24 protein-coding genes are annotated in these 19,838 nt (G+C 32.7%); 1 reads left to right on the top strand and 23 read right to left on the bottom strand.

Annotation, left to right across the window (positions count from 1 at the left end):
- Positions 1-17: 17 nt before the first annotated feature.
- From P8V03_RS05785 to P8V03_RS05675, 23 genes are all read right to left on the bottom strand, one after another.
- On the bottom strand, positions 18-710 hold the full coding sequence (locus tag P8V03_RS05785; RefSeq protein WP_318797188.1) for a hypothetical protein: 693 nt from the start codon (positions 708-710) through the stop codon (positions 18-20).
- A gap of 250 nt (positions 711-960) precedes the next feature.
- Positions 961-1,356, bottom strand: a complete 396-nt coding sequence (locus P8V03_RS05780) for a F0F1 ATP synthase subunit epsilon (RefSeq protein WP_318797186.1) — start codon at positions 1,354-1,356, stop codon at positions 961-963.
- 78 nt (positions 1,357-1,434) lie between these two features.
- Positions 1,435-2,829 carry a F0F1 ATP synthase subunit beta gene (gene atpD / locus P8V03_RS05775; RefSeq protein WP_261670508.1) on the bottom strand — a complete coding sequence of 465 codons (1,395 nt, stop codon included), beginning with the start codon at positions 2,827-2,829 and terminating at the stop codon, positions 1,435-1,437.
- A 12-nt stretch (positions 2,830-2,841) separates the two neighbouring features.
- Positions 2,842-3,693, bottom strand: a complete 852-nt coding sequence (gene atpG / locus P8V03_RS05770) for an ATP synthase F1 subunit gamma (RefSeq protein WP_261670507.1) — start codon at positions 3,691-3,693, stop codon at positions 2,842-2,844.
- Between the two features lie 24 nt (positions 3,694-3,717).
- Positions 3,718-5,232 carry a F0F1 ATP synthase subunit alpha gene (gene atpA / locus P8V03_RS05765; RefSeq protein ID WP_318797184.1) on the bottom strand — a complete coding sequence of 505 codons (1,515 nt, stop codon included), beginning with the start codon at positions 5,230-5,232 and terminating at the stop codon, positions 3,718-3,720.
- Between the two features lie 10 nt (positions 5,233-5,242).
- Positions 5,243-5,782, bottom strand: coding sequence for a F0F1 ATP synthase subunit delta (locus tag P8V03_RS05760; protein ID WP_261670505.1), 540 nt, complete (start codon positions 5,780-5,782; stop codon positions 5,243-5,245).
- Between the two features lie 2 nt (positions 5,783-5,784).
- The gene (locus tag P8V03_RS05755; protein ID WP_261670504.1) at positions 5,785-6,264 is read right to left on the bottom strand and encodes a F0F1 ATP synthase subunit B; all 480 of its coding nucleotides are present in this window, start codon (positions 6,262-6,264) and stop codon (positions 5,785-5,787) included.
- Between the two features lie 52 nt (positions 6,265-6,316).
- Entirely contained in the window at positions 6,317-6,565 is a 249-nt protein-coding gene (gene atpE / locus P8V03_RS05750) for an ATP synthase F0 subunit C (RefSeq protein WP_261670503.1), read from the bottom strand.
- Between the two features lie 62 nt (positions 6,566-6,627).
- Entirely contained in the window at positions 6,628-7,308 is a 681-nt protein-coding gene (locus tag P8V03_RS05745) for a F0F1 ATP synthase subunit A (RefSeq protein WP_318797181.1), read from the bottom strand.
- Between the two features lie 34 nt (positions 7,309-7,342).
- Complete coding sequence (locus P8V03_RS05740; protein ID WP_318797179.1) at positions 7,343-7,711, bottom strand: ATP synthase subunit I; 369 nt, start codon at positions 7,709-7,711, stop codon at positions 7,343-7,345.
- A 572-nt stretch (positions 7,712-8,283) separates the two neighbouring features.
- Positions 8,284-9,432, bottom strand: a complete 1,149-nt coding sequence (gene wecB / locus P8V03_RS05735; protein WP_318797177.1) for a non-hydrolyzing UDP-N-acetylglucosamine 2-epimerase — start codon at positions 9,430-9,432, stop codon at positions 8,284-8,286.
- Between the two features lie 57 nt (positions 9,433-9,489).
- Positions 9,490-10,518, bottom strand: coding sequence for an MraY family glycosyltransferase (locus P8V03_RS05730; RefSeq protein ID WP_261670499.1), 1,029 nt, complete (start codon positions 10,516-10,518; stop codon positions 9,490-9,492).
- A 32-nt stretch (positions 10,519-10,550) separates the two neighbouring features.
- On the bottom strand, positions 10,551-11,039 hold the full coding sequence (locus P8V03_RS05725; protein WP_318797175.1) for a deoxycytidylate deaminase: 489 nt from the start codon (positions 11,037-11,039) through the stop codon (positions 10,551-10,553).
- 167 nt (positions 11,040-11,206) lie between these two features.
- Positions 11,207-11,836 carry a uracil phosphoribosyltransferase gene (gene upp, locus P8V03_RS05720; RefSeq protein WP_261670497.1) on the bottom strand — a complete coding sequence of 210 codons (630 nt, stop codon included), beginning with the start codon at positions 11,834-11,836 and terminating at the stop codon, positions 11,207-11,209.
- 64 nt (positions 11,837-11,900) lie between these two features.
- Positions 11,901-12,350: a ribose 5-phosphate isomerase B gene (rpiB, locus tag P8V03_RS05715; RefSeq protein WP_261670496.1), complete on the bottom strand. Its 450-nt coding sequence runs from the start codon at positions 12,348-12,350 to the stop codon at positions 11,901-11,903.
- A gap of 144 nt (positions 12,351-12,494) precedes the next feature.
- Positions 12,495-12,941, bottom strand: a complete 447-nt coding sequence (locus tag P8V03_RS05710) for a low molecular weight protein arginine phosphatase (RefSeq protein WP_318797172.1) — start codon at positions 12,939-12,941, stop codon at positions 12,495-12,497.
- A 21-nt stretch (positions 12,942-12,962) separates the two neighbouring features.
- On the bottom strand, positions 12,963-14,015 hold the full coding sequence (locus tag P8V03_RS05705; protein WP_318797170.1) for an L-threonylcarbamoyladenylate synthase: 1,053 nt from the start codon (positions 14,013-14,015) through the stop codon (positions 12,963-12,965).
- Positions 14,016-14,126: 111 nt separating this feature from the next.
- Positions 14,127-14,849, bottom strand: a complete 723-nt coding sequence (locus P8V03_RS05700) for a ZIP family metal transporter (protein WP_261670493.1) — start codon at positions 14,847-14,849, stop codon at positions 14,127-14,129.
- A 159-nt stretch (positions 14,850-15,008) separates the two neighbouring features.
- Positions 15,009-15,620: a hypothetical protein gene (locus P8V03_RS05695; RefSeq protein ID WP_318797167.1), complete on the bottom strand. Its 612-nt coding sequence runs from the start codon at positions 15,618-15,620 to the stop codon at positions 15,009-15,011.
- A gap of 45 nt (positions 15,621-15,665) precedes the next feature.
- Positions 15,666-16,742, bottom strand: a complete 1,077-nt coding sequence (prfA, locus tag P8V03_RS05690) for a peptide chain release factor 1 (RefSeq protein WP_261670491.1) — start codon at positions 16,740-16,742, stop codon at positions 15,666-15,668.
- A gap of 57 nt (positions 16,743-16,799) precedes the next feature.
- Positions 16,800-17,666 carry a peptide chain release factor N(5)-glutamine methyltransferase gene (prmC, locus tag P8V03_RS05685; RefSeq protein ID WP_261670672.1) on the bottom strand — a complete coding sequence of 289 codons (867 nt, stop codon included), beginning with the start codon at positions 17,664-17,666 and terminating at the stop codon, positions 16,800-16,802.
- 43 nt (positions 17,667-17,709) lie between these two features.
- Positions 17,710-18,657: a DUF1385 domain-containing protein gene (locus P8V03_RS05680; protein ID WP_318797164.1), complete on the bottom strand. Its 948-nt coding sequence runs from the start codon at positions 18,655-18,657 to the stop codon at positions 17,710-17,712.
- Complete coding sequence (locus tag P8V03_RS05675) at positions 18,657-19,280, bottom strand: thymidine kinase (RefSeq protein WP_261670489.1); 624 nt, start codon at positions 19,278-19,280, stop codon at positions 18,657-18,659. The genes P8V03_RS05680 and P8V03_RS05675 overlap by 1 nt, the downstream gene beginning before the upstream one ends.
- 317 nt (positions 19,281-19,597) lie before the next feature.
- On the opposite strand from P8V03_RS05675, the gene rpmE reads away from it, so the two are divergent.
- Positions 19,598-19,810 (top strand): 50S ribosomal protein L31, encoded by a 213-nt coding sequence (rpmE, locus tag P8V03_RS05670; protein ID WP_261670488.1) that lies wholly within the window; start codon positions 19,598-19,600, stop codon positions 19,808-19,810.
- The last annotated feature ends 28 nt before the right edge of the window (positions 19,811-19,838 follow it).

Below are 19,838 nucleotides of genomic sequence, written 5' to 3'. Positions count from 1 at the left end.
TCCTCCATTCACCATTGCTAATATGTTACAATTAATTCAGGTGTACCTATAATTATATAATTACCTGAAGAGTATTTACATACGGCGTAATTAAAGTCTATCAATTTACCATTGCTTTTAATTGAATTATATTGCTTTGTGTAAGCGGTAGTACTGTATCCATTTTCTATGGAAACAGTATCTATATTAGCTACTCCATAATCCTTTAAAACATTTAATATCTGTTCATTTACAATTTTTATATCACTGTTTTCTACTTTACCTTTTAAGTATTCATAGTATTTAATATCTATGTACTGATTCCCTATAGATTTCTGCAATTTGCTTTTTAACTCACTTAAGGAATTCTTCCTTTCACACTTCACGATATTCACCTTTACAATGTTATGATTTTCATATTGCATTGTTTCTATGTAACCCTTTACACTATTTTTTCCAAATTCTACGCAATAAGTTTGCTCATTTTTTAATATACTGCTATTCCAACCATCGTAAAAATCTAAACCCTTTAATATTTGACCTACGATATTTTCTCTATTCATATCTGTTGTAAATACTGCTGTAACACCACATTCCTCTATATTGCTGTTAGTTCTTGCTAAAATTTCACTGAATAAATCTACCTTTCTACTATTTACTGATAACTCAGTAATAAACAAAAAAAACATCATCATAGGTATAATTGTAACCATAAGAACCTTTTTCTTCATTTTAGCTGCTCTAAGATATTATTTATCTAGAGCTTGTCACCCCCTTATCTTCCCTATTAAATTATGGACAATTATTCCAAAACTTATTCAGGAATAGGGAGTCTTTATTGCTTTACTTCCTGTAAATATATTATTAATATATAACCTAACTATGAAAAGTGTGACTACTTTATAAAATAGTTTGACGCAAAAAAATAACACAAGACCTATGTCTTATGTTATTTATAGCTATTATCTAGTAATATTAAATTTAGATTAATTTTTTTCTTGCTAAAGCTCTAGAAAGTGCTAGTTCTGCTCTCTTAACATCTATATCTTGTTTATTATTAAGCCTCTCCTCAGCTCTTTTTCTAGCTTCTTCAGCTCTGTTAGCATCTATCTCTTCTGGCCACTCACAGGTATCACACAGAATTCTAGCCTCATTATCTTTTACCTCTAGTATACCTGTTGATGTAAATGCCTTAAGCTTTTTACCACCTTTTTCAGTAATCTCTGTAACGGAAGGTCTTAAGGTTGTTACTAAAGGCATGTGATCTGGAAGTATTCCTATACCACCTTGAGTGCTTTCAGTTACTATTTCTGTAACCTCACCAGTATAAAATTCCCTTTCAGGAGTAAGGATAGTTAACTTTAAAGCATCCGCCATATTAATCTCCTTCTCGCAATATAATTTTATTATATATATAAAGTTAGACAGTAAACCGTCTAACTTTATAGTAATTTATTAACTTTCCATCATTACTTTTGCTTTTTCAACAACTTCTTCTATAGTTCCTGCAAATAGGAATGCTGCTTCTGGTAAATTATCATACTTACCATCAAGTAGTTCTCTAAAGCTTCTTACTGTTTCTTTTATAGGTACATATGCACCTTTCATTCCAGTAAATTGCTCAGCAACAGTAAATGGCTGTGATAAGAATCTTTGAATTCTTCTAGCTCTTATAACTACTAGTCTATCTTCTTCTGAAAGCTCATCTACACCAAGAATTGCTATTATATCTTGTAATTCTCTATATCTTTGAAGTATGTGCTTAACATCTGAAGCTACTGTATAGTGCTCCTCTCCTACTACTCTTGGGTCAAGAATTCTTGAACTTGACTCTAGAGGGTCAACTGCTGGATATATTCCAAGCTCTGATATGGATCTTGAAAGAACCGTTGTAGCATCAAGGTGAGCGAAAGTAGTTGCTGGTGCTGGGTCAGTTAAGTCATCCGCAGGTACGTATACAGCCTGAACAGATGTAATTGATCCATGCTTTGTGGATGTTATTCTCTCTTGAAGAGCACCCATTTCAGTTGCAAGTGTAGGCTGGTATCCAACGGCACTTGGTATTCTTCCTAGTAGTGCTGAAACCTCTGAACCTGCTTGCGTAAATCTGAATATATTATCTATAAATAGCAACACGTCCTGGCCTTGATCTCTGAAGTACTCTGCCATAGTAAGTCCTGTTAACGCAACTCTCATTCTCGCTCCAGGCGGCTCATTCATCTGACCGAATACTAGTGCAGTCTTGTCAATAACTCCAGATTCTTTCATTTCATAATAAAGGTCATTACCTTCTCTTGTTCTTTCTCCAACACCTGTGAATACAGATAATCCACCGTGCTCTTTAGCTATATTATTTATAAGCTCTTGAATAAGAACTGTTTTACCAACTCCGGCTCCTCCGAATAGTCCTATCTTTCCACCTCTTTGATATGGTGCTAAAAGGTCTATAACCTTTATACCAGTCTCAAACATTTCCGGCTTAACAGATTGATCTTCAAAGCTTGGTGCTGGTCTGTGGATAGGATAGTATGTTTCTGCAACAACCTCTCCTGCCTCATCAATTGGCTGTCCTAGCATATTAAAAAGTCTTCCTAAAACTGGTTCTCCAACAGGTACAGATATTGCAGATCCTGTATCGACTGCATCCATACCTCTTTTTAAACCATCTGTAGATTCCATAGAAATAGTTCTAACTATATCGTCCCCTATGTGCTGAGCAACCTCAGTTATAAGCTTTTTATCTCCAAGAGCTATTTCTATACAGTTGTATATATTAGGAAGGTGTTCTGTACTGAATTTTATATCTACTACAGGTCCTATAACCTGAACAACTTTGCCCACATTTGGCATTAGTGTCCCTCCTTACTTTTGAGCTTCGGCCCCTCCGACTATTTCGGATATTTCTTGAGTTATGGCACCTTGTCTTTCTCTATTGTACTTAAGATTTAACTTATCCAATAACTCATTTGCATTTTTTGTTGCTCCATCCATAGCAGCCATTCTAGAACCCTGTTCGCTTGCTTTTGCATGAAGCATATAATTTAATATCTGTTGTTTTAACTGCATAACTACTATGTCATCTAGCATTTCATCTATAGATGGCTCAAACTTAACAAAGCGTTTATCAGTTTCAGTATCTTTATTCTCCAAAGGAAGTATTTTTTCTACAGTAACCACCTGTCTCACAGTAGAGAAAAATCTTGTATATACTATATAAACCTCTCCTACTTCACCCTTACGATATAAATCTAGCGCTTTATATGTAATAGCCTCTGCTTCTTTAATAGTAGGTACATCTGGAATATCTATGTACTCTGCTGTAGTTTCAAATCTTAATCTCTTAAAGTACATTCTTCCCTTTTGTCCTACTGATATAAGAAGAGAATTTTCTCTATCCTTAGATATTATCTCTGCAGTTGAGTTTACTACGTTAGCATTAAATCCTCCGCAAAGTCCTGTATCAGAGTTTAAAGTAATATAAAGTTTTTTCTTACCTTTATTACCATGTATGTAAATACTATTTTCTTCAGCACCTTTAACAAATTCGCTGGCTATAGAGCTGAAAGCTTTTGAGTATTTATCATTTACCTCAAGTTTATTCCTAACCTTCCTGAGTTTAGAGGTGGCAATAAGTCCCATGGCCTTTGTTATTTTTTGGGTACTGGTTATTGATTTAATTCTTCTCTTAATCGCAACTAATCCTGCCCCTGCCATACTTCACCTCCCGCAAAGGGAAAATTATACCTCTGCTAAAAATATTTTTTTGTATTCTTCGATAGCATCACCAAGTCTTTTACTTAAGTCATCAGATAAAGTTTTCTTTTCTGATATTTCTTGGCCTATTTCCTTGTGATGTGTATCCATATGTTCTAAGAATTTCTTTTCAAATTCCCCAATTTTATCAACTGGAATATCCATTAAATGCTCTTTAACACCTGCATAAAGAATCATAATTTGCTTTTCAACTGGCATAGGTTTGTATTGAGGCTGTTTTAATATTTCTGTTAGTCTCTTACCTTTTTCAAGTCTTTTCTTTGATTCTTTATCAAGGTCTGAACCGAACTGAGCAAATGCAGCAAGTTCTCTATATTGAGCAAGGTCAAGTCTTAAAGATCCTGCAACCTGCTTCATTGCTTTAATCTGAGCACTACCACCAACTCTGGATACAGATATACCAGCGTTAACAGCTGGTCTTTGTCCTGCATAGAACAACTCAGATTCAAGGAATATCTGACCATCTGTTATAGAAATAACGTTAGTTGGTATGTAAGCAGTAACGTCTCCTGCAAGAGTTTCTATTATAGGAAGCGCTGTTAGCGATCCTCCACCAAGCTTATCTGAAAGCTTTGCAGCTCTTTCAAGAAGTCTTGAGTGTACATAGAATACGTCTCCAGGATACGCTTCTCTTCCTGGTGGTCTACGAAGTAATAATGACATCGCTCTATAAGCAACAGCGTGCTTAGACAAATCATCATATACTATAAGTACATCTTTTCCTTGATGCATAAAGTGCTCACCCATTGTACAGCCTGCATATGGTGCAATGTACTGTAATGGTGCTGATTCTGAAGCTGTAGCAGATACAATTATAGTGTAATCCATAGCTCCCATTTCAGTAAGATTGTTAACTATATGAGCTACTGTTGACTGTTTTTGTCCTATAGCTACATATATACATATTACATCTTTACCTTTTTGGTTTATTATAGTATCTATAGCTATAGCAGTTTTTCCTGTCTGTCTATCTCCTATTATAAGCTCTCTTTGACCTTTTCCAATAGGAATCATAGAGTCTATAGCTTTTATACCTGTTTGTAATGGTTGTTTAACTGATTGTCTTGTTATAACTCCTGGAGCAATAAGTTCAACTGGTCTTGTTGCATCAGTCTTTATCGGACCTTTTCCATCTACAGGCTGACCAAGTGCATTTACAACTCTACCTATAAGTGCATCTCCAACTGGTACTTCAACAACTTTTCCAGTTCTTTTAACTATATCTCCTTCTTTTATACCTTTCTCAGAACCTAGAAGAACGCATCCTACATTGTCCTGTTCAAGGTTTAGAGCCATAGCATAAACATTGTTTGGAAACTCTAGAAGTTCCCCTGCCATACATTCATTAAGTCCATAAACTCTGGCAATACCATCACCTACTTGGATTATTGTACCTGAATCAACTGTTTCTATTTTCTTTTCATACTTTTCAATTTCCTGTTTAATAATTGAAGTTATTTCTTCAGGTCTTATGTTCATAGGCTCACCTCTAATCTCTCTTAAGCATTAATTTTTTCATTTCTTCAAGTTTTGATTTTATAGTGCCATCTATTACTTCGTTATCAACTTGTACGTAAATACCACCAATTATACTTGAATCAATTTCTTCTTCTAATAATACTTTTTTATTAAATTTCTTCTCAAGCTTTTCAGTTAAGCTTTTTTTCTCTTCATCTAAAAGAGGAATTACAGTTTTAACCTTAGCTACAACTTGATTCTTCTTTAAAAGATGAATCTTTTCCATTTCATTTAGCTTTCCTTCGAGCTGTAAAATCCTTCCCTTATCGATAAGTACAAGTAAAAATGACAATAAGTTATCATCAATCCTGCCCTTAAAGATTTGTTCAAATAATTTTTTCTTGCTGGAAGTACTTACTTGAGGATGTTTTATAAGTTGCAAAAACTCCTCATCATTATTTATTAGAGCTACGATATTTCTTAATTCTTCTAAATACTGCTCTACCTTTCCATTTTCTTCTGCAACTTTGTAAAGTGCAAGAGCGTATCTCCTATCCAAATATTCATACATAGTTAGATACCTACCTTAGCTATAAAATCCTTTATAAGTCTCCTATGCTGTTCTTCGCTCACAGATTCTTCTAAAGCTTTTGAAGATAATAAAACAGCTAAATCTACAACCTGATTTTTTATTTCATCAGCTGCTTTTTCCTTCTCTCTTTCAGCTTCAACTTTAGCTCTATTTAATATAGTTTCTGCTTCTGTACGAGCTTCTGTTATTATATCTGTGGAAACTTTTTCGGCTTTTACTTTATATTCTTCTACTATACTCTTACCTTGGCCTTTAGCTCCACTTAGTATGTTTTGATTTTCTATTCTAAGCTCTTCGGCTTTTTTTCTATCATCTTCAGCCTTGTTTATGTTGTTAATAATTTCATTTTGTCTGTTACTAATTGTTTGATTAACTGGTTTGAATAGAAAATGCCTTAGGATAAAATATAGTATGGCAAAGTTTATTATGGTAGCAATAAGCTGAGGAACATTTATCTCCATCCTATTACAAAAGCCTCCCTTCAGGCATAGATTTAAATAGTGTCATTAAACACTATTTAGTAAATATTAATAATAATGCAACTAGTAATGCGTAGATTGATGTTGCTTCTGAGAACGCAGCACCTACAACCATTGTACTTATAATTTTACCACTTGCATCTGGCTGTCTTGAAACACCTTCAACTGCCTTACCTGCAGCGTTACCTGTTCCAATACCTCCTCCTAAACAACCTATTGCAGCTAAACCTGCACCTATAGCTGACATTCCTGATATAAAAGCTTGTGGATCGATGTTACCCATTTTTCTTCCTCCTTAAATATTGTTTTAATTGTATTATATTAATTTTAATTAATAACTAAAATTTAGTGTTCTGCAACAATCTTAATGTTAACCATTGTTAGCATCATAAATATAACCATTTGAATTGTACCATCAAACACATCAAAGTATGCATGAAGTGGTACTGGAATAGCTAGCTGCGCTATAAATCCTAAATGCCCTAACCCTTCATAAATCATTTCCATAACTACAAAAGCTGCAGTCATGTTACCAAATAATCTCAGTGTTAAAGATACAGGCAGCATAAATCTTTCTATAAGATTTAGAGGTAGTAGTGCTGCATAGGGACTAACATATCCACCTAAGTAATGGCCTAGTCCTATTCTCTTAATAGCATTTACCTGTACTACTACAAATGTTATTAGTGCTAAACCTGCAACTACGCTAAAATCAAGTGTTGGAGGCTTAAGTCCAATTAAACCTAGTAGGTTCATAGATAAAAGAAAAATTGCTAGAGTTCCTATATAAGGTACAAAAGCTGAGTATCCTTCACCCATGTTTTCTTTAACTAATGAGTTAAATGTTTCTACAACTATTTCTACAACACTTTGCTTTTTAGTAGGAACCTTATTTAAGTTCCTAGTAGATACAATAGCTATTATACTTATTATAACTATTAGTATCCACTGAATTAGCAAACTGGAAGTAACACCGAATTCATACCCAAATAAATTCAGATGAAACAAAGGATGAAACTTTTCCAACTAATCACTCCCTTTCATAATTATTTTTTATGTATTAATTATCTGTATCTTTACTTAGGCCATATAATATTAGAGATACAAATTGAGCACTATATCCAAACATATATGCAATTACATTAAACTTATTATGGTTAAATATAGCTATTGCTATTCCACATACAATGGCAACCCTTACTATAAATCCTAATAAGTTAACTAACTGATACTTATCTTTTTTATTTGAAAGCACATATTGAGTAAGTAATCCATTAAATATAAAAGTTGAATAAGCCACCAATAACCCTAGTATAACTATAAGTGAATAGTTTCTAAAAAAGATATTGGTTGTCCAATACAGAATTGCTACTAATAATGCATCAAAGAGTGTAACTTTTTTAAACATATCTCGAAGGTCATTCTTCACTTTTATTTTCCTCCAGTGATAATTACGTGATAATTTATTATATATTTAATATAAATATAAATAAAATCCTACATTTTGCTTGTATTTTGAATTTTTAGCTTTATTAGTTGATTTTTTAACAATAGAATTGAATTTTATCTGCCTTTCTTCTGTTTTTTCCGATTTGCTAAGTTTAAAAAAAATTAACATTTCCAGTTACAATTTTCTTAATTATTTGAATATTATAACTAATCTCTTAATCCGTTGAATTTACTTGACCGGCAACTTATTTCTTGTAAAAATTTACAAAAACATGAATATAAATAATGTAATTCAATAACTAAGATATTGTAAAAAAAAATTTAAAAAATTAATATTTTTTTGTTGAAAATAGTGAATTCTAAAAAAATATCTAGATTTAAGTTGATTATTATACAATTTAAACCTTATATGTTGAAAAAATAAATTATTTTTCCTATTTAATACTTTACATTATTTCAAGTCACTTTTCAACTATTATGTCAATAAAACCCTCATTATTTTTTGAAAATTAAATTAATTCTCTCCAAAAATTTAGTTAGAAAGTAACCTTTCTAACTAAATTGTTTATATTTACCTTTTTCTATGTTGAAGTATTCTAATATAGCAGCTACTATTCTTTCAGATGCCTTACCATCTCCATATGGGTTTATAGCTTTGCTCATTTTATCATATTCCTCTTTGTTTCTTATTAACCTGTTAGCTGTGCTTACCACAACATTTACATCAGTACCTACTAACTCTACAGTTCCAGCCTCTACAGCCTCCGGTCTTTCTGTTACATCTCTAAGCACTAGAACTGGTTTTCCTAGATGAGGAGCTTCTTCTTGTAAGCCACCAGAATCTGTCATTACCATGTAGCACTTATTCATTAAGTTATGAGTTTCTTTTGTATCTAAGGGAGATAATAAATGAACTCTTTCAATTCCACCTAAAATTTTCTGTACTACATCTTTAACTACTGGATTTAAGTGAACGAGGTATACTAATTCCACATCATGATTTTCCTTAACTATGGTTTTTAAAGAATTACATATATTTTCTATACCCTTTCCCCAGTTTTCTCTTCTGTGTGCTGTTACCATTATAACCTTTTTACCATTATAATCTATAGTATTTAGTTCATCGTTACTAAAGTTATATTCTTCTTCTACGGTAAATTCCATAGCATCAATTACTGTGTTACCAGTAATAAATATATCCTTTGGATCTATTCCTTCTCTTAATAGATTATTTCTAGAACCAGCAGTAGGAGCAAAATGCAAATCTGCTGCTGCACCTGTTAACTTTCTATTCATCTCCTCTGGGAAGGGAAAATACTTATCATAGGTTCTAAGTCCTGCCTCTACATGGCCTACTTTTATTTTTTGATAGAACGCAGCTAACGCACCAGCAAAAGTTGTAGTGGTATCTCCGTGTACTAAAACCAAATCTGGCTTCTCTTTAATAAAAACCTCTTCTAACCCTTCTAATACTCTTGTTGTTATACCAGTTAAGCTTTGTTTTGCTTTCATAATATTCAAGTCAAAATCCGGCTGAATATTGAATAACTCCAGTACTTGATCAAGCATTTCTCTATGCTGAGCAGTTACACAAACCTTGTTTTCAACTTTGTCTGATTGTTCTAAAGCCTTAACTAAAGGAGCCATCTTTATAGCTTCTGGCCTTGTTCCGAATATCGTAATAACCTTAATTTTGTCCATATGTATACCTCCAGTTTACTAATCCTAAAGGATTCAGATTTAATTTAACTGTAAATTTTATTCTCTATGTTCAAAAAATCCAAATTTCCAAGCTATTATTATAAGCACAATCATAATCATAGTTAATAAAAAGTAGGCTCTCTGAGTACTTATTTGCATAGCTAAAATAGCAAAACTTCCAAGCACTGCACTTATTAAGTACATTATTATGACTGCCTGTCTTTGAGTTAAGCCCATATCTAGAAGTCTGTGATGAAGATGTCCCTTATCTGCCTGCATTATAGGTTTTCCATTTATCTTTCTTCTTATCATAGCAAAAAGAGTATCATATATAGGTATTCCTAATGCTAAAATAGGTACAACGATTGAAAAGGCTGCTGCAGATTTTATAGCCCCCTCCATAGATATAGCTGCTAGTAAAAATCCTAAAAGCTGCGCTCCTGTATCCCCCATAAATATGGAAGCAGGATTAAAGTTATAAGGCAAAAATCCTAAGATGGCTCCAGCCAATATACTAGTTAACACCGCTGCTTCAGCTCTTGTATTTAATAAAGCTATAATAAAAATCGTTATTGCAGATATAAAAGCTACTCCCGCTGCTAACCCATCTAGTCCATCAATCAGATTAAGAGCATTTGTAATACCCACTACCCACATTATCGTAAAGGGAATTGAAAGCATCCCTACACTTATATAAAGTTCTGAACTGCTAATAGGATTTGTTATTAGTAATATCCTAACTCCAAATACCACAAGAATTAATGCAGAGGCTATTTGTATTAGCAGCTTCTGCCATGGCCTTATATCGAATTTGTCATCTAAAAAACCACCAATAACTATTATAGTTGCTCCTATTATTATTCCTATTTCTGACCTAGATAGTTCTCCAGTTTTTAATATTAAAGTTAGTATGAATGAAAAATATATAGCCAAGCCACCAAGTAACGGTATAGGTTTCTTATGTATTCTTCTATTATCCTTTGGTATATCAATCGCTTTTATTTTTATTGCAAATCTCTTTACAATAGGCGTAAGTATAGCAGAAATTATTATTGAAATCACTGCTAAAACATATAATTTGTTCATAAGTTATCCTTCCTTACATTCTAAGCTGCATCTTAATAAGAAGAATCACCTTGCAGTGAATCATCATTATCAATCCACTCCTGAATATATATTTCCCTATAGTTAGTTTTTGTATCTCGTATAATTATTTTTTCTATACCTGCATTAATTATAAATCTTTTACACAATGTACAAGGTGAAGCATTATGTACATATTCTCCTGTTTTTTGTTCCTTGCCTACTAGATACATTGTGGCATTAAGCATATCCTGTCTTCTTGCTGATATTATAGCGTTTTGCTCTGCATGTACAGATCTGCATAATTCATACCTAGTTCCCCTTGGCACATTTAGTTCCTCTCTTCTACAGTATCCTAAATCACAACAGTTTTTCCTTCCTCTAGGAGCACCTGTATAACCTGTGGATATGATTTCATCATGTTTTACTATAATTGCTGCAAAATTACGTCTAAGACAAGTGCCTCTTTCTAACACAGTCTCACATATATCTAAATAATAATTATTTTTGTCGATTCTTCCCATGAATTCCTCCAAAATTAACGTAATTAATCTACTTTAATGATGTATTATCGAATTATTTGCTACTACTTTATTCTATACTAAAAGTTATGTAATTAAAAGTACCTATAAGTTAATATCTAGAGAATTTAATAAGCAGTGAAAATTCACTGCTTATTTTTATATATACCTTATTTAGTTCCGTATAATCTGTCCCCAGCATCTCCTAAGCCAGGTACGATATATCCATTTTCATTTAGTTTTTCATCTATTGAAGCCACATATATATCAACATCTGAATGTGCCTCCATAACAACTTTTACCCCTTCTGGAGCAGCTATTAAACACATTAATTTTATGCTTTTAGCACCTTTTTCTTTAAGGAGAGTTATTGCATCTACCGCTGAACCTCCTGTTGCAAGCATAGGGTCGGTAACAATTACATCTCTTTCTCCAATATCTTGAGGAAGTTTACAGAAATATTCTACAGGTTTTAATGTCTCCTCATCTCTATAAAGACCTATATGTCCAACTTTTGCTGCTGGAATAAGTTTAGTCATTCCTCCAACCATTCCAAGTCCTGCTCTTAGTATTGGCACTATAGCAACTTTCTTTCCTGCAAGCATTTTGCATTTAGTTTTACATATAGGTGTTTCTATCTCTACGTCTTCCATTTGTAAGTCACGAGTTACTTCATAAGCCATTAACATTGCAACTTCTTCTACAAGTTCTCTAAAATCTTTTGAACCAGTATTTTTATCTCTTATAAACGCTAACTTATGTAATATTAGTGGATGTGCTATTTGGGTTACTTTACTCATATTTAATATTCCTCCAATAAATTTATATTTTTCAAATCTATGACTTTAAAAACATAGATCTGTATTACTTTCTATACTTATTTTCAATATCAGTTATTTTATCTATTCTTCTTTGATGCCTATCACCTTCGAATTTAGCATTTAGGAAAGCATCAACTATGTCAAGAGCAAGTCCTACACCTACAACCCTTTGCCCTAATGCAAGTATATTAGCATTATTATGCTCCCTGCAAGCATGAGCGCTAAAAGTGTCACTACATAATGCTGCTCTTATTCCCGGAACCTTATTTGCAGCTATGCTGATTCCAATTCCAGTTCCACAAACTAATATACCTAAATTATAATTACCACCTGCTACTTCTTCAGCTACCTTTAAGGCAAACTCTGGATAATCACAGGATTCTTCTGAAAAAGTACCAAAATCCTTATTTTCTATTCCTTTAGCTTCCAAATGTTTTAAAATCTCATTTTTTAAAGGAAACCCTGCATGATCACTTCCAATAGCAATCTTCATAAAAACACCTCCATAGTATATAAAAACTAAACTTTAAATAGTTTGTAAAAAACAAGTTATTACTATTCATCTATAATGTTAGTATGTGAATTCTACTAAAAACTATTATGCACAAAAAAAGAAGATAATAACATTTATTAATGCCTATATCTTCCTTAACTTGTCTAGCAATAGTAGAATACTACTTCTCAACTGCCTATAAGTTTGTCTATATGACTCTATATCAGCTCCGAAAGGGTCTACTATTTCGCCTTCTAGAGATACATATTCATTTAAAGTATATATTTTGTTTTTAAGTTGCGGAAATGTATTAACTAAGACATCTTTCATATAAGAAGTCATTGTTAATATAAGTTCTGAACTTTCTATCATATCTCTTGTTAACTGAGTGGCCTTTCTTTCACTTATGTCTTTCCCAATGCTTTCCTTAACGATAAGTGCAGAATTTTTAGAAGTTTTACCATTATATACCACTGACATACCAGCAGAATGAGCTCTTAAATCTTCTATATCACATAGATCATTGAAAATAGCTTCTGCCATACAACTTCTACAAGTATTTCCAGTGCAAACAAATAGTATGTTCTTCATAGTACCCTCCTAAAAGATAAGTTAAACTTTAATAATATCAAAGGCTGCTGATTTATTTAGTCTATTCATAATAGCTACACCTACGCCTTTTTCTTCAAAAGACTCTGAAATTATCACATCAACCTTTTTATCATCAAAACTCCTAAGAGTTTCAAATAGGCTTTGAGATATATTTATCATATTTTTTCTGCTCCCTAAAGAGATAACTACTCCCCTTGGATAGAAATCCTTAGTTTCATCTGTAGCCATTATTCCTACCACTTTATTTCCATCTATATAATTTTGCACCATTTCGTTAATTTTTGCAATAGTTTTTTTCAAATCTCCCTGAACAATTTTTACAGGTGCCTTAGGAGCATAATGTCTATACTTCATTCCTGGTGCCTTAGGCTTAAAGTCTTCACCTGGTTTTCTCATTATAGCAGGGTCAATATATGTATCTGGATCTACCTCTTTTAACATTTCTAGAGTTATTCCACCTGGTCTTAGCACACAAGTTGGCTTTACAGTACAATCTATAACAGTGGACTCTAAGCCTATGTCACTCATTTCTCCACCTAAAATGTAATCAACCCTTCCATCTAAATCCTCTATGCACCTCTGAACATCCGTTGGACTTGGTCTTCCTGAAATATTGGCAGATGGTGCTGCTATAGGTACTCCAGCAGCCGTTATAAGAGCCCTCGCTATAACATTTGAAGGCATTCTTATTCCTACACTAGGTAACCCTGCACTTGTAGCATCCGGAATAATTGAGGATTTGGGTAAAATTACCGTCATCGGTCCTGGCCAAAACCTTTTCATAAACCTTTCTGCAATATCTGGTACTTCTGCAACTAGAGCCTTTATTTCTCCTATATCTGATATGTGAACTATTAGTGGATTATCTTGAGGCCTCCCCTTTGCTTCAAATATCTTTTTTACTGCATCATTACTCAATGCATTAGCCCCTAACCCGTAAACAGTTTCCGTTGGGAATGCCACGAGTCCCCCTTCTCTTATAACCTTCCCAGCTTCTTCTATAACACTAGTATCTAGATTTGATTCATCTAACATTATAATCCTTGTGTTCATTTTATTTACACCTCCCCTTTAACTAACAATTATAGTTTAGCAGAAATCCTTTTTCAAGTGTATATCCAAATAAAAAGACTGCCTAGTTCACAATTAAGCAGTCTTTATAAACTATATCAATTTTACCATAGTTAGTCCTATTATAATTCCACTTAAAACTCCTATAGTACTAGTTACTCCCTCCCAAAGCCTAGATGACTCTGGTATCATTTCACCACAAACAACATATAGCATTATTCCTGATGCAAAAGACAGGCATGCACCTAATATATTTTGTGATATATTAGCTATGTAAGCTCCTAACCAGGTACCTAGTGCAGTAGGAAACGCTGTTATAAAAGCATAAAGTAATATCTTAGATACCCTTACTCTAGATGCCATTAACGGAGCAGATACTGCAATTCCCTCCGGTATATCATGAATAGCTATAATTAAACTCATTTTTATTCCTAAGGTTCCACCAGCTGCAAATCCGCACCCCATTATTACCCCCTCAGGAAAGTTATGAATCATAAGTCCTAGTGCCGCCATAAATGCTACTTTAACATGTTGGTTAAGGGTATCAATATTTATCTTGTTATCAATAATGGCAATAACTATAATTCCCATTAAGCAGAAAAATAAGGTCCCACCAAAACTCCACTCGTTAAGGGCCTCAGGAATTAAATCGAAAACTACCACCGCTAACATTAAGCCTCCAGCAAATCCAATTATACTTCCAAGCAATTTATTAGAAGGCTTTTTCACTATTACCCCTAAAGATGCCCCAATCATTGTGCCTACTAAAGATACGGTGCTGCCAATAACTACAATACCAATCATATTTCCATCCAAAAAACCACCCTACTTTATTTATTACTTATATATCAAGTTTATTTGATTAATTGCACATATATGATGAAAACTTAATATATAGGTATATCGGCAGTAACTAATAAAATTACTTTTTCTATTGATACCCTGCAAATCTTACCAATCCCTAAATTCTAAATATTAATTATAATACTCTGAATTTTCTCGATAAAATTTTATTTTTTCTATAGTATCTTCTGTAAAGTAAGCATATACACAGGTTTTATATATTGTATCCAAAAGGGGATACTTCTTTATTCCACCCTTTTTTATTATGGTAAAATAATATTGATCATTTGGATGTAAAGTCTTAATTCTATTATAACAGTAAGCTACATAAGGGTGATTTCTTAAAAAAACTAGGTTAACGGGAATCATTCTATTGCTTCTAAATTTTGATGTAGAAAGCAGTATTATTCTAAAATCTTCTTCTGCATTTTCTTGTACATCAATATTTTCTACATGAACTAATACGATATTATTAGCAGTTAAATTTAGTCTCTTTTTTCCTAATCCTAAAATTAACTTTAAACGATAACCATCATAATTAAACCTTAACATTTCATTATTAATACTTATGAAAAGCGCTAAAATTATTAAAAGTTCAAGCACCATCAAATAAAGTATATAAAATATATGGATCTTCTTATAAAAAATCAAAGCAGCAGGTAATACAAAAAAAATAAAGCCCATAGATAGCAGAAATCTCTTATAAGACTTTTTTTGCTTTCTAATGGCTTTATCTATGTTCATCCCTTTACCCCTTTTCACTACAACATCAAAGACTTTGCAATTGGCTTATTGATTGTTTCCTATTGCTTTCATTTTTTCAGCTTGTTCTGCAGTAATTAAAGCATCTAATATATCATCTATATCTCCATCAAGGAATGCATCTAACTTATATAAAGTTACTCCTATTCTATGGTCTGTAACTCTTCCTTGTGGATAGTTATAAGTTCTTATTCTTTCACTTCTATCCCCAGTTCCAACCTGACTTTTTCTATCCTCAGCAATACTTGCTGCTCTTTCAGCTTCTGCTTTTTCAAATAATCTTGATTTTAAAACCTTCATAGCTTTTTCCTTATTTTTAAGCTGTGATTTTTCATCCTGACAGGATACAACTATGCCAGATGGTAAGTGAGTAATTCTCACCGCTGAGTCAGTAGTATTAACGCACTGTCCACCGTGTCCTGATGCTCTAAATACATCTATTCTTATATCATTAGGACTAACTTCAATCTCTACATCATCCACTTCTGGTAAAACAGCAACAGTAGCTGTAGATGTATGAATTCTTCCACTTGATTCAGTATCAGGAACCCTTTGAACTCTATGGGCACCACTTTCATACTTTAACTTACTATAAGCTCCATTACCCTTTATCATAAATACAATTTCTTTAAATCCTCCAATATCCGTAGCATTGATACTTATAGTTTCAACCTTCCATCTCATACGCTCCGCATATCTTGTATACATTCTTGTTAAATTAGCTGCAAATAGAGCTGCTTCTTCTCCACCTGCTCCAGCTCTTATTTCAACAAAAACGTCTTTGTCGTCATTAGGATCCTTAGGTAAAAGAAGTATTTTTAATTCCTGTTCCTTTTCTTCAATAAGAGCAGTCAAATCTTTTACTTCCTCTTGAGCCATTTCCCTTAACTCTTTATCAGTTTCATCCTTTAACATTTCTTTTGCAGACTCTAATTCATCTTTAGCCTTTTTATACTCTCTGTATTTCATAACCACTGTCTCTAAATCAGCATGTTCCTTACATAGTTTCTGCCATTCCTTTTGATCTGCCATAACTGACGGATCACTTATCTTTATGGAAAGTTCCTCGTATTTATTTTCTATAAAATTAAGTCTATTTAACATAACTTTTTATCACTCCGTATAAATATTTTCACAATTAATAATTATATCATAATACTTTTACTTTTCGCAACCAATTTCAAATTTCCCTTTAACAACTCTATCCTTACCTGCTAAGTCCTTTATACAAACCACATCACTAAAACCGTTCTGTCTTAATATGTTGCCTACCTCTTCACCTTGATCATGTCCTATTTCAAATATCAATACACCACCACATACTAAGACCTTTAAACTTTGTTCGGTTATAGATCTATAAAAATCTAATCCATCTTCTCCTCCATACAAAGCTTGGTATGGTTCATAGTTCTTAACATCTTCCATTAAGGTTTCTATGACTTCTCCTCTTATATAAGGTGGATTTGATACTATAATATCAAATTTTTCATTTCTATCTATGAAGCCTTGGAGTAGGTTTCCCTTTTCAACTTTAACCCTATCTTCTATGTTCAATCTTTTTATATTTTCAGATGTTACCTCATAAGCTACCTCAGAAATGTCAGAGCATTTAGCTTCAATATAATCAACAAACTTGACTATAGATATCCCAATAATTCCACTTCCACAACATACATCACATAGTTTTTTATAACTATTTTGCTTAATTTCATCAATAGCAGTTTCTACTAAAACCTCTGTATCCGGCCTAGGAATAAGAACTCCTTCTCGAATATAAAAAGGAATACCCATAAATTCACACTCACCTAACATATATTTTATAGGCATCTTACTTTTTCTTTTCTCTATAAGACTAAAATATTGTTCAGCTTCATCACAATCTACTTCATAATCTCTATTTAGAAGCATAAATAACCTATCTTTTTTTATCACTTTACCTAGCAGTAACTCCGTATCTAATTGGTAACTATCTATTTGTACAGATTTTAAAATTTTATATCCTTCTTGTAAAAGCTCTCCAACTCTCATCTTCTCTCGTTTCATACTAAATTCTCCGTTCCGCAATCCTTCTTTAATTATTCATTGATAATTGACTGCCGCTAGCTGTATCCTCAATCCCTTCAGCAGACTTAAGTGCAGCTATTGCCACCTCAAGCTGTTCATAGTCTGGTTCCCTTGTTGTAAGCTTCTGAAGAGTTAATCCTGGATATGATGTAACTTTAGATATAATACTATCACTATTTCCCATCCACTTTATAATTTCATAAGTTACTCCAGATACTACAGGCAAAAGTATTACTCTATACAATATTCTTTCAATAAGAGTATTCCACCCTGTTAGAGAAAATAATACTATACTGACTATCATAACTAAAAATAAAAAATTAGTTCCACACCTAGGATGAAATCTAGTGAACTTCTGTGCATTTTCCGGAGTAAGTTCTGCTCCATTTTCATAGCAAAATATAGCCTTATGTTCTGCGCCATGATACTGAAATACTCTATTTATATCTTCCATTTTTCCTATCATGTATATATATAACAAAAATATCATTACCCTTATTACGCCTTCAATGACATTCAACTGTATAGTATCTTGTATTCCTACTTTTTTGAATATATTAGCCGCAAAAGTTGGTAGTATAAAAAATAGTAGTGCTGCTACCGCAAAAGAGATAAAAAGTGTTATTCCAATCAATACATCATCACTGTTATCCTTAAACACTTTTTCAAACCACTTATCAAATTTTGATGGTTCTCTTTCTTCCTCATCCTCAAAGAATGTTGCTGAGTAATTTAAGGTGTTTATTCCAATTATCATAGACTCCAGCAGGGATACAAACCCTCTTATTATAGGAAAACCTAGGAGCTTATTTCGCTTTGTATATGGTATACTTTCTTTTTTATCTATTACAATTTCACCATCGGGTTTCCTTACAGCTGTTGCTATTCCGCTTACTCCCCGCATCATTACTCCTTCAATTACCGCCTGCCCACCAACAGATGTTCTTTTTTTCATTAATTACACCCCATTTTTTTATCCCGTTTTTCCATATCATATTCTTCCTTGAACTGGAAATAGCATTTTGGACAAAGCGCCTCGTATTCTATGTTATCTTCTTTATCAATAGCAATCTGCTTTCCCTCAAAGACAAATTTTCCATTGATTTTTCTTCCATTTAATAATGCTTTTTTGCCACATTTACATATAGTTTTTAATTCTTCTAAACTATGTGCTAAGAGTAATAATCTTTCACTGCCCTCAAAACCCTGCATTTGGAAATCTGTACGAAGTCCATAGCAAATTGTTGGTATATCCATTATCACTGCTATTTTGAAAAGTTGGTCTATTTGACTTTTCTTAAAGAATTGCACTTCATCTGCTAAAATGCAGTCTATTTTTCCATTACAATTTATCCACCTTTCAACTTCCTCATATATATCTTTCTCTCCGTCTAGCAGCATATTCACTTCTCTAGTGACTCCTAATCTTGATACAACCTTGTTTCCACCCTTAGTATCTGTCTTAGGCTTTATAATAACAACTTTCATACCTCTTTCTTCATAGTTATGAGCTACCTGCAATAAATTTGTTGATTTACCACAATTCATAGCTCCGTACCTAAAGTATAATTTACTCATCTTTATTACCCCTCTTGTTTATTATTGACTTGAACAATCTGTATAATTCTATTATTAAGTACATAACATATAAAAGATAAATATATTTTATCAAACCTAATATATATATTCAAAGAATATTTTAAACATGACCCCATACAAATATATACAATATTCTCCTGCATGAACTCGATTATTAAACATCTATGGAAATTACTGTAACCATTTATATAAGTCTTTATTGACTATAATGGCAGCACTATGTTATAATACAGTAGTTAAAAATACAGGATATTATAAAATACGATATATCCTTAAGTTTGAAAGAGGTGAAAAACATGAAACAAGGCATACATCCAGATTACCATAATGACGCGGTAGTTAAGTGCGCATGTGGAAACACTTTTACAACTGGTTCAGTTAAGAAGGAACTTAAAGTTGAAATATGCTCAAAATGCCATCCATTCTACACTGGTAAACAGAAGATAATGGACGTTGGTGGTAGAGTAGATAAATTCATGAAGAAGTTCAACTTAAAATCAGAAGAATAATAAGCTTTAAAGATTTTGTTTTTAGAAC

The organism is Clostridium tanneri, assembly GCF_033659955.1.
In the GTDB taxonomy this organism is placed as follows: Bacteria; Bacillota; Clostridia; order Clostridiales; family Clostridiaceae; genus Clostridium_AM; species Clostridium_AM tanneri.
Note: the sequence above shows the minus strand (reverse complement) of the source record. Positions and strands in the feature narration are given on the sequence as shown.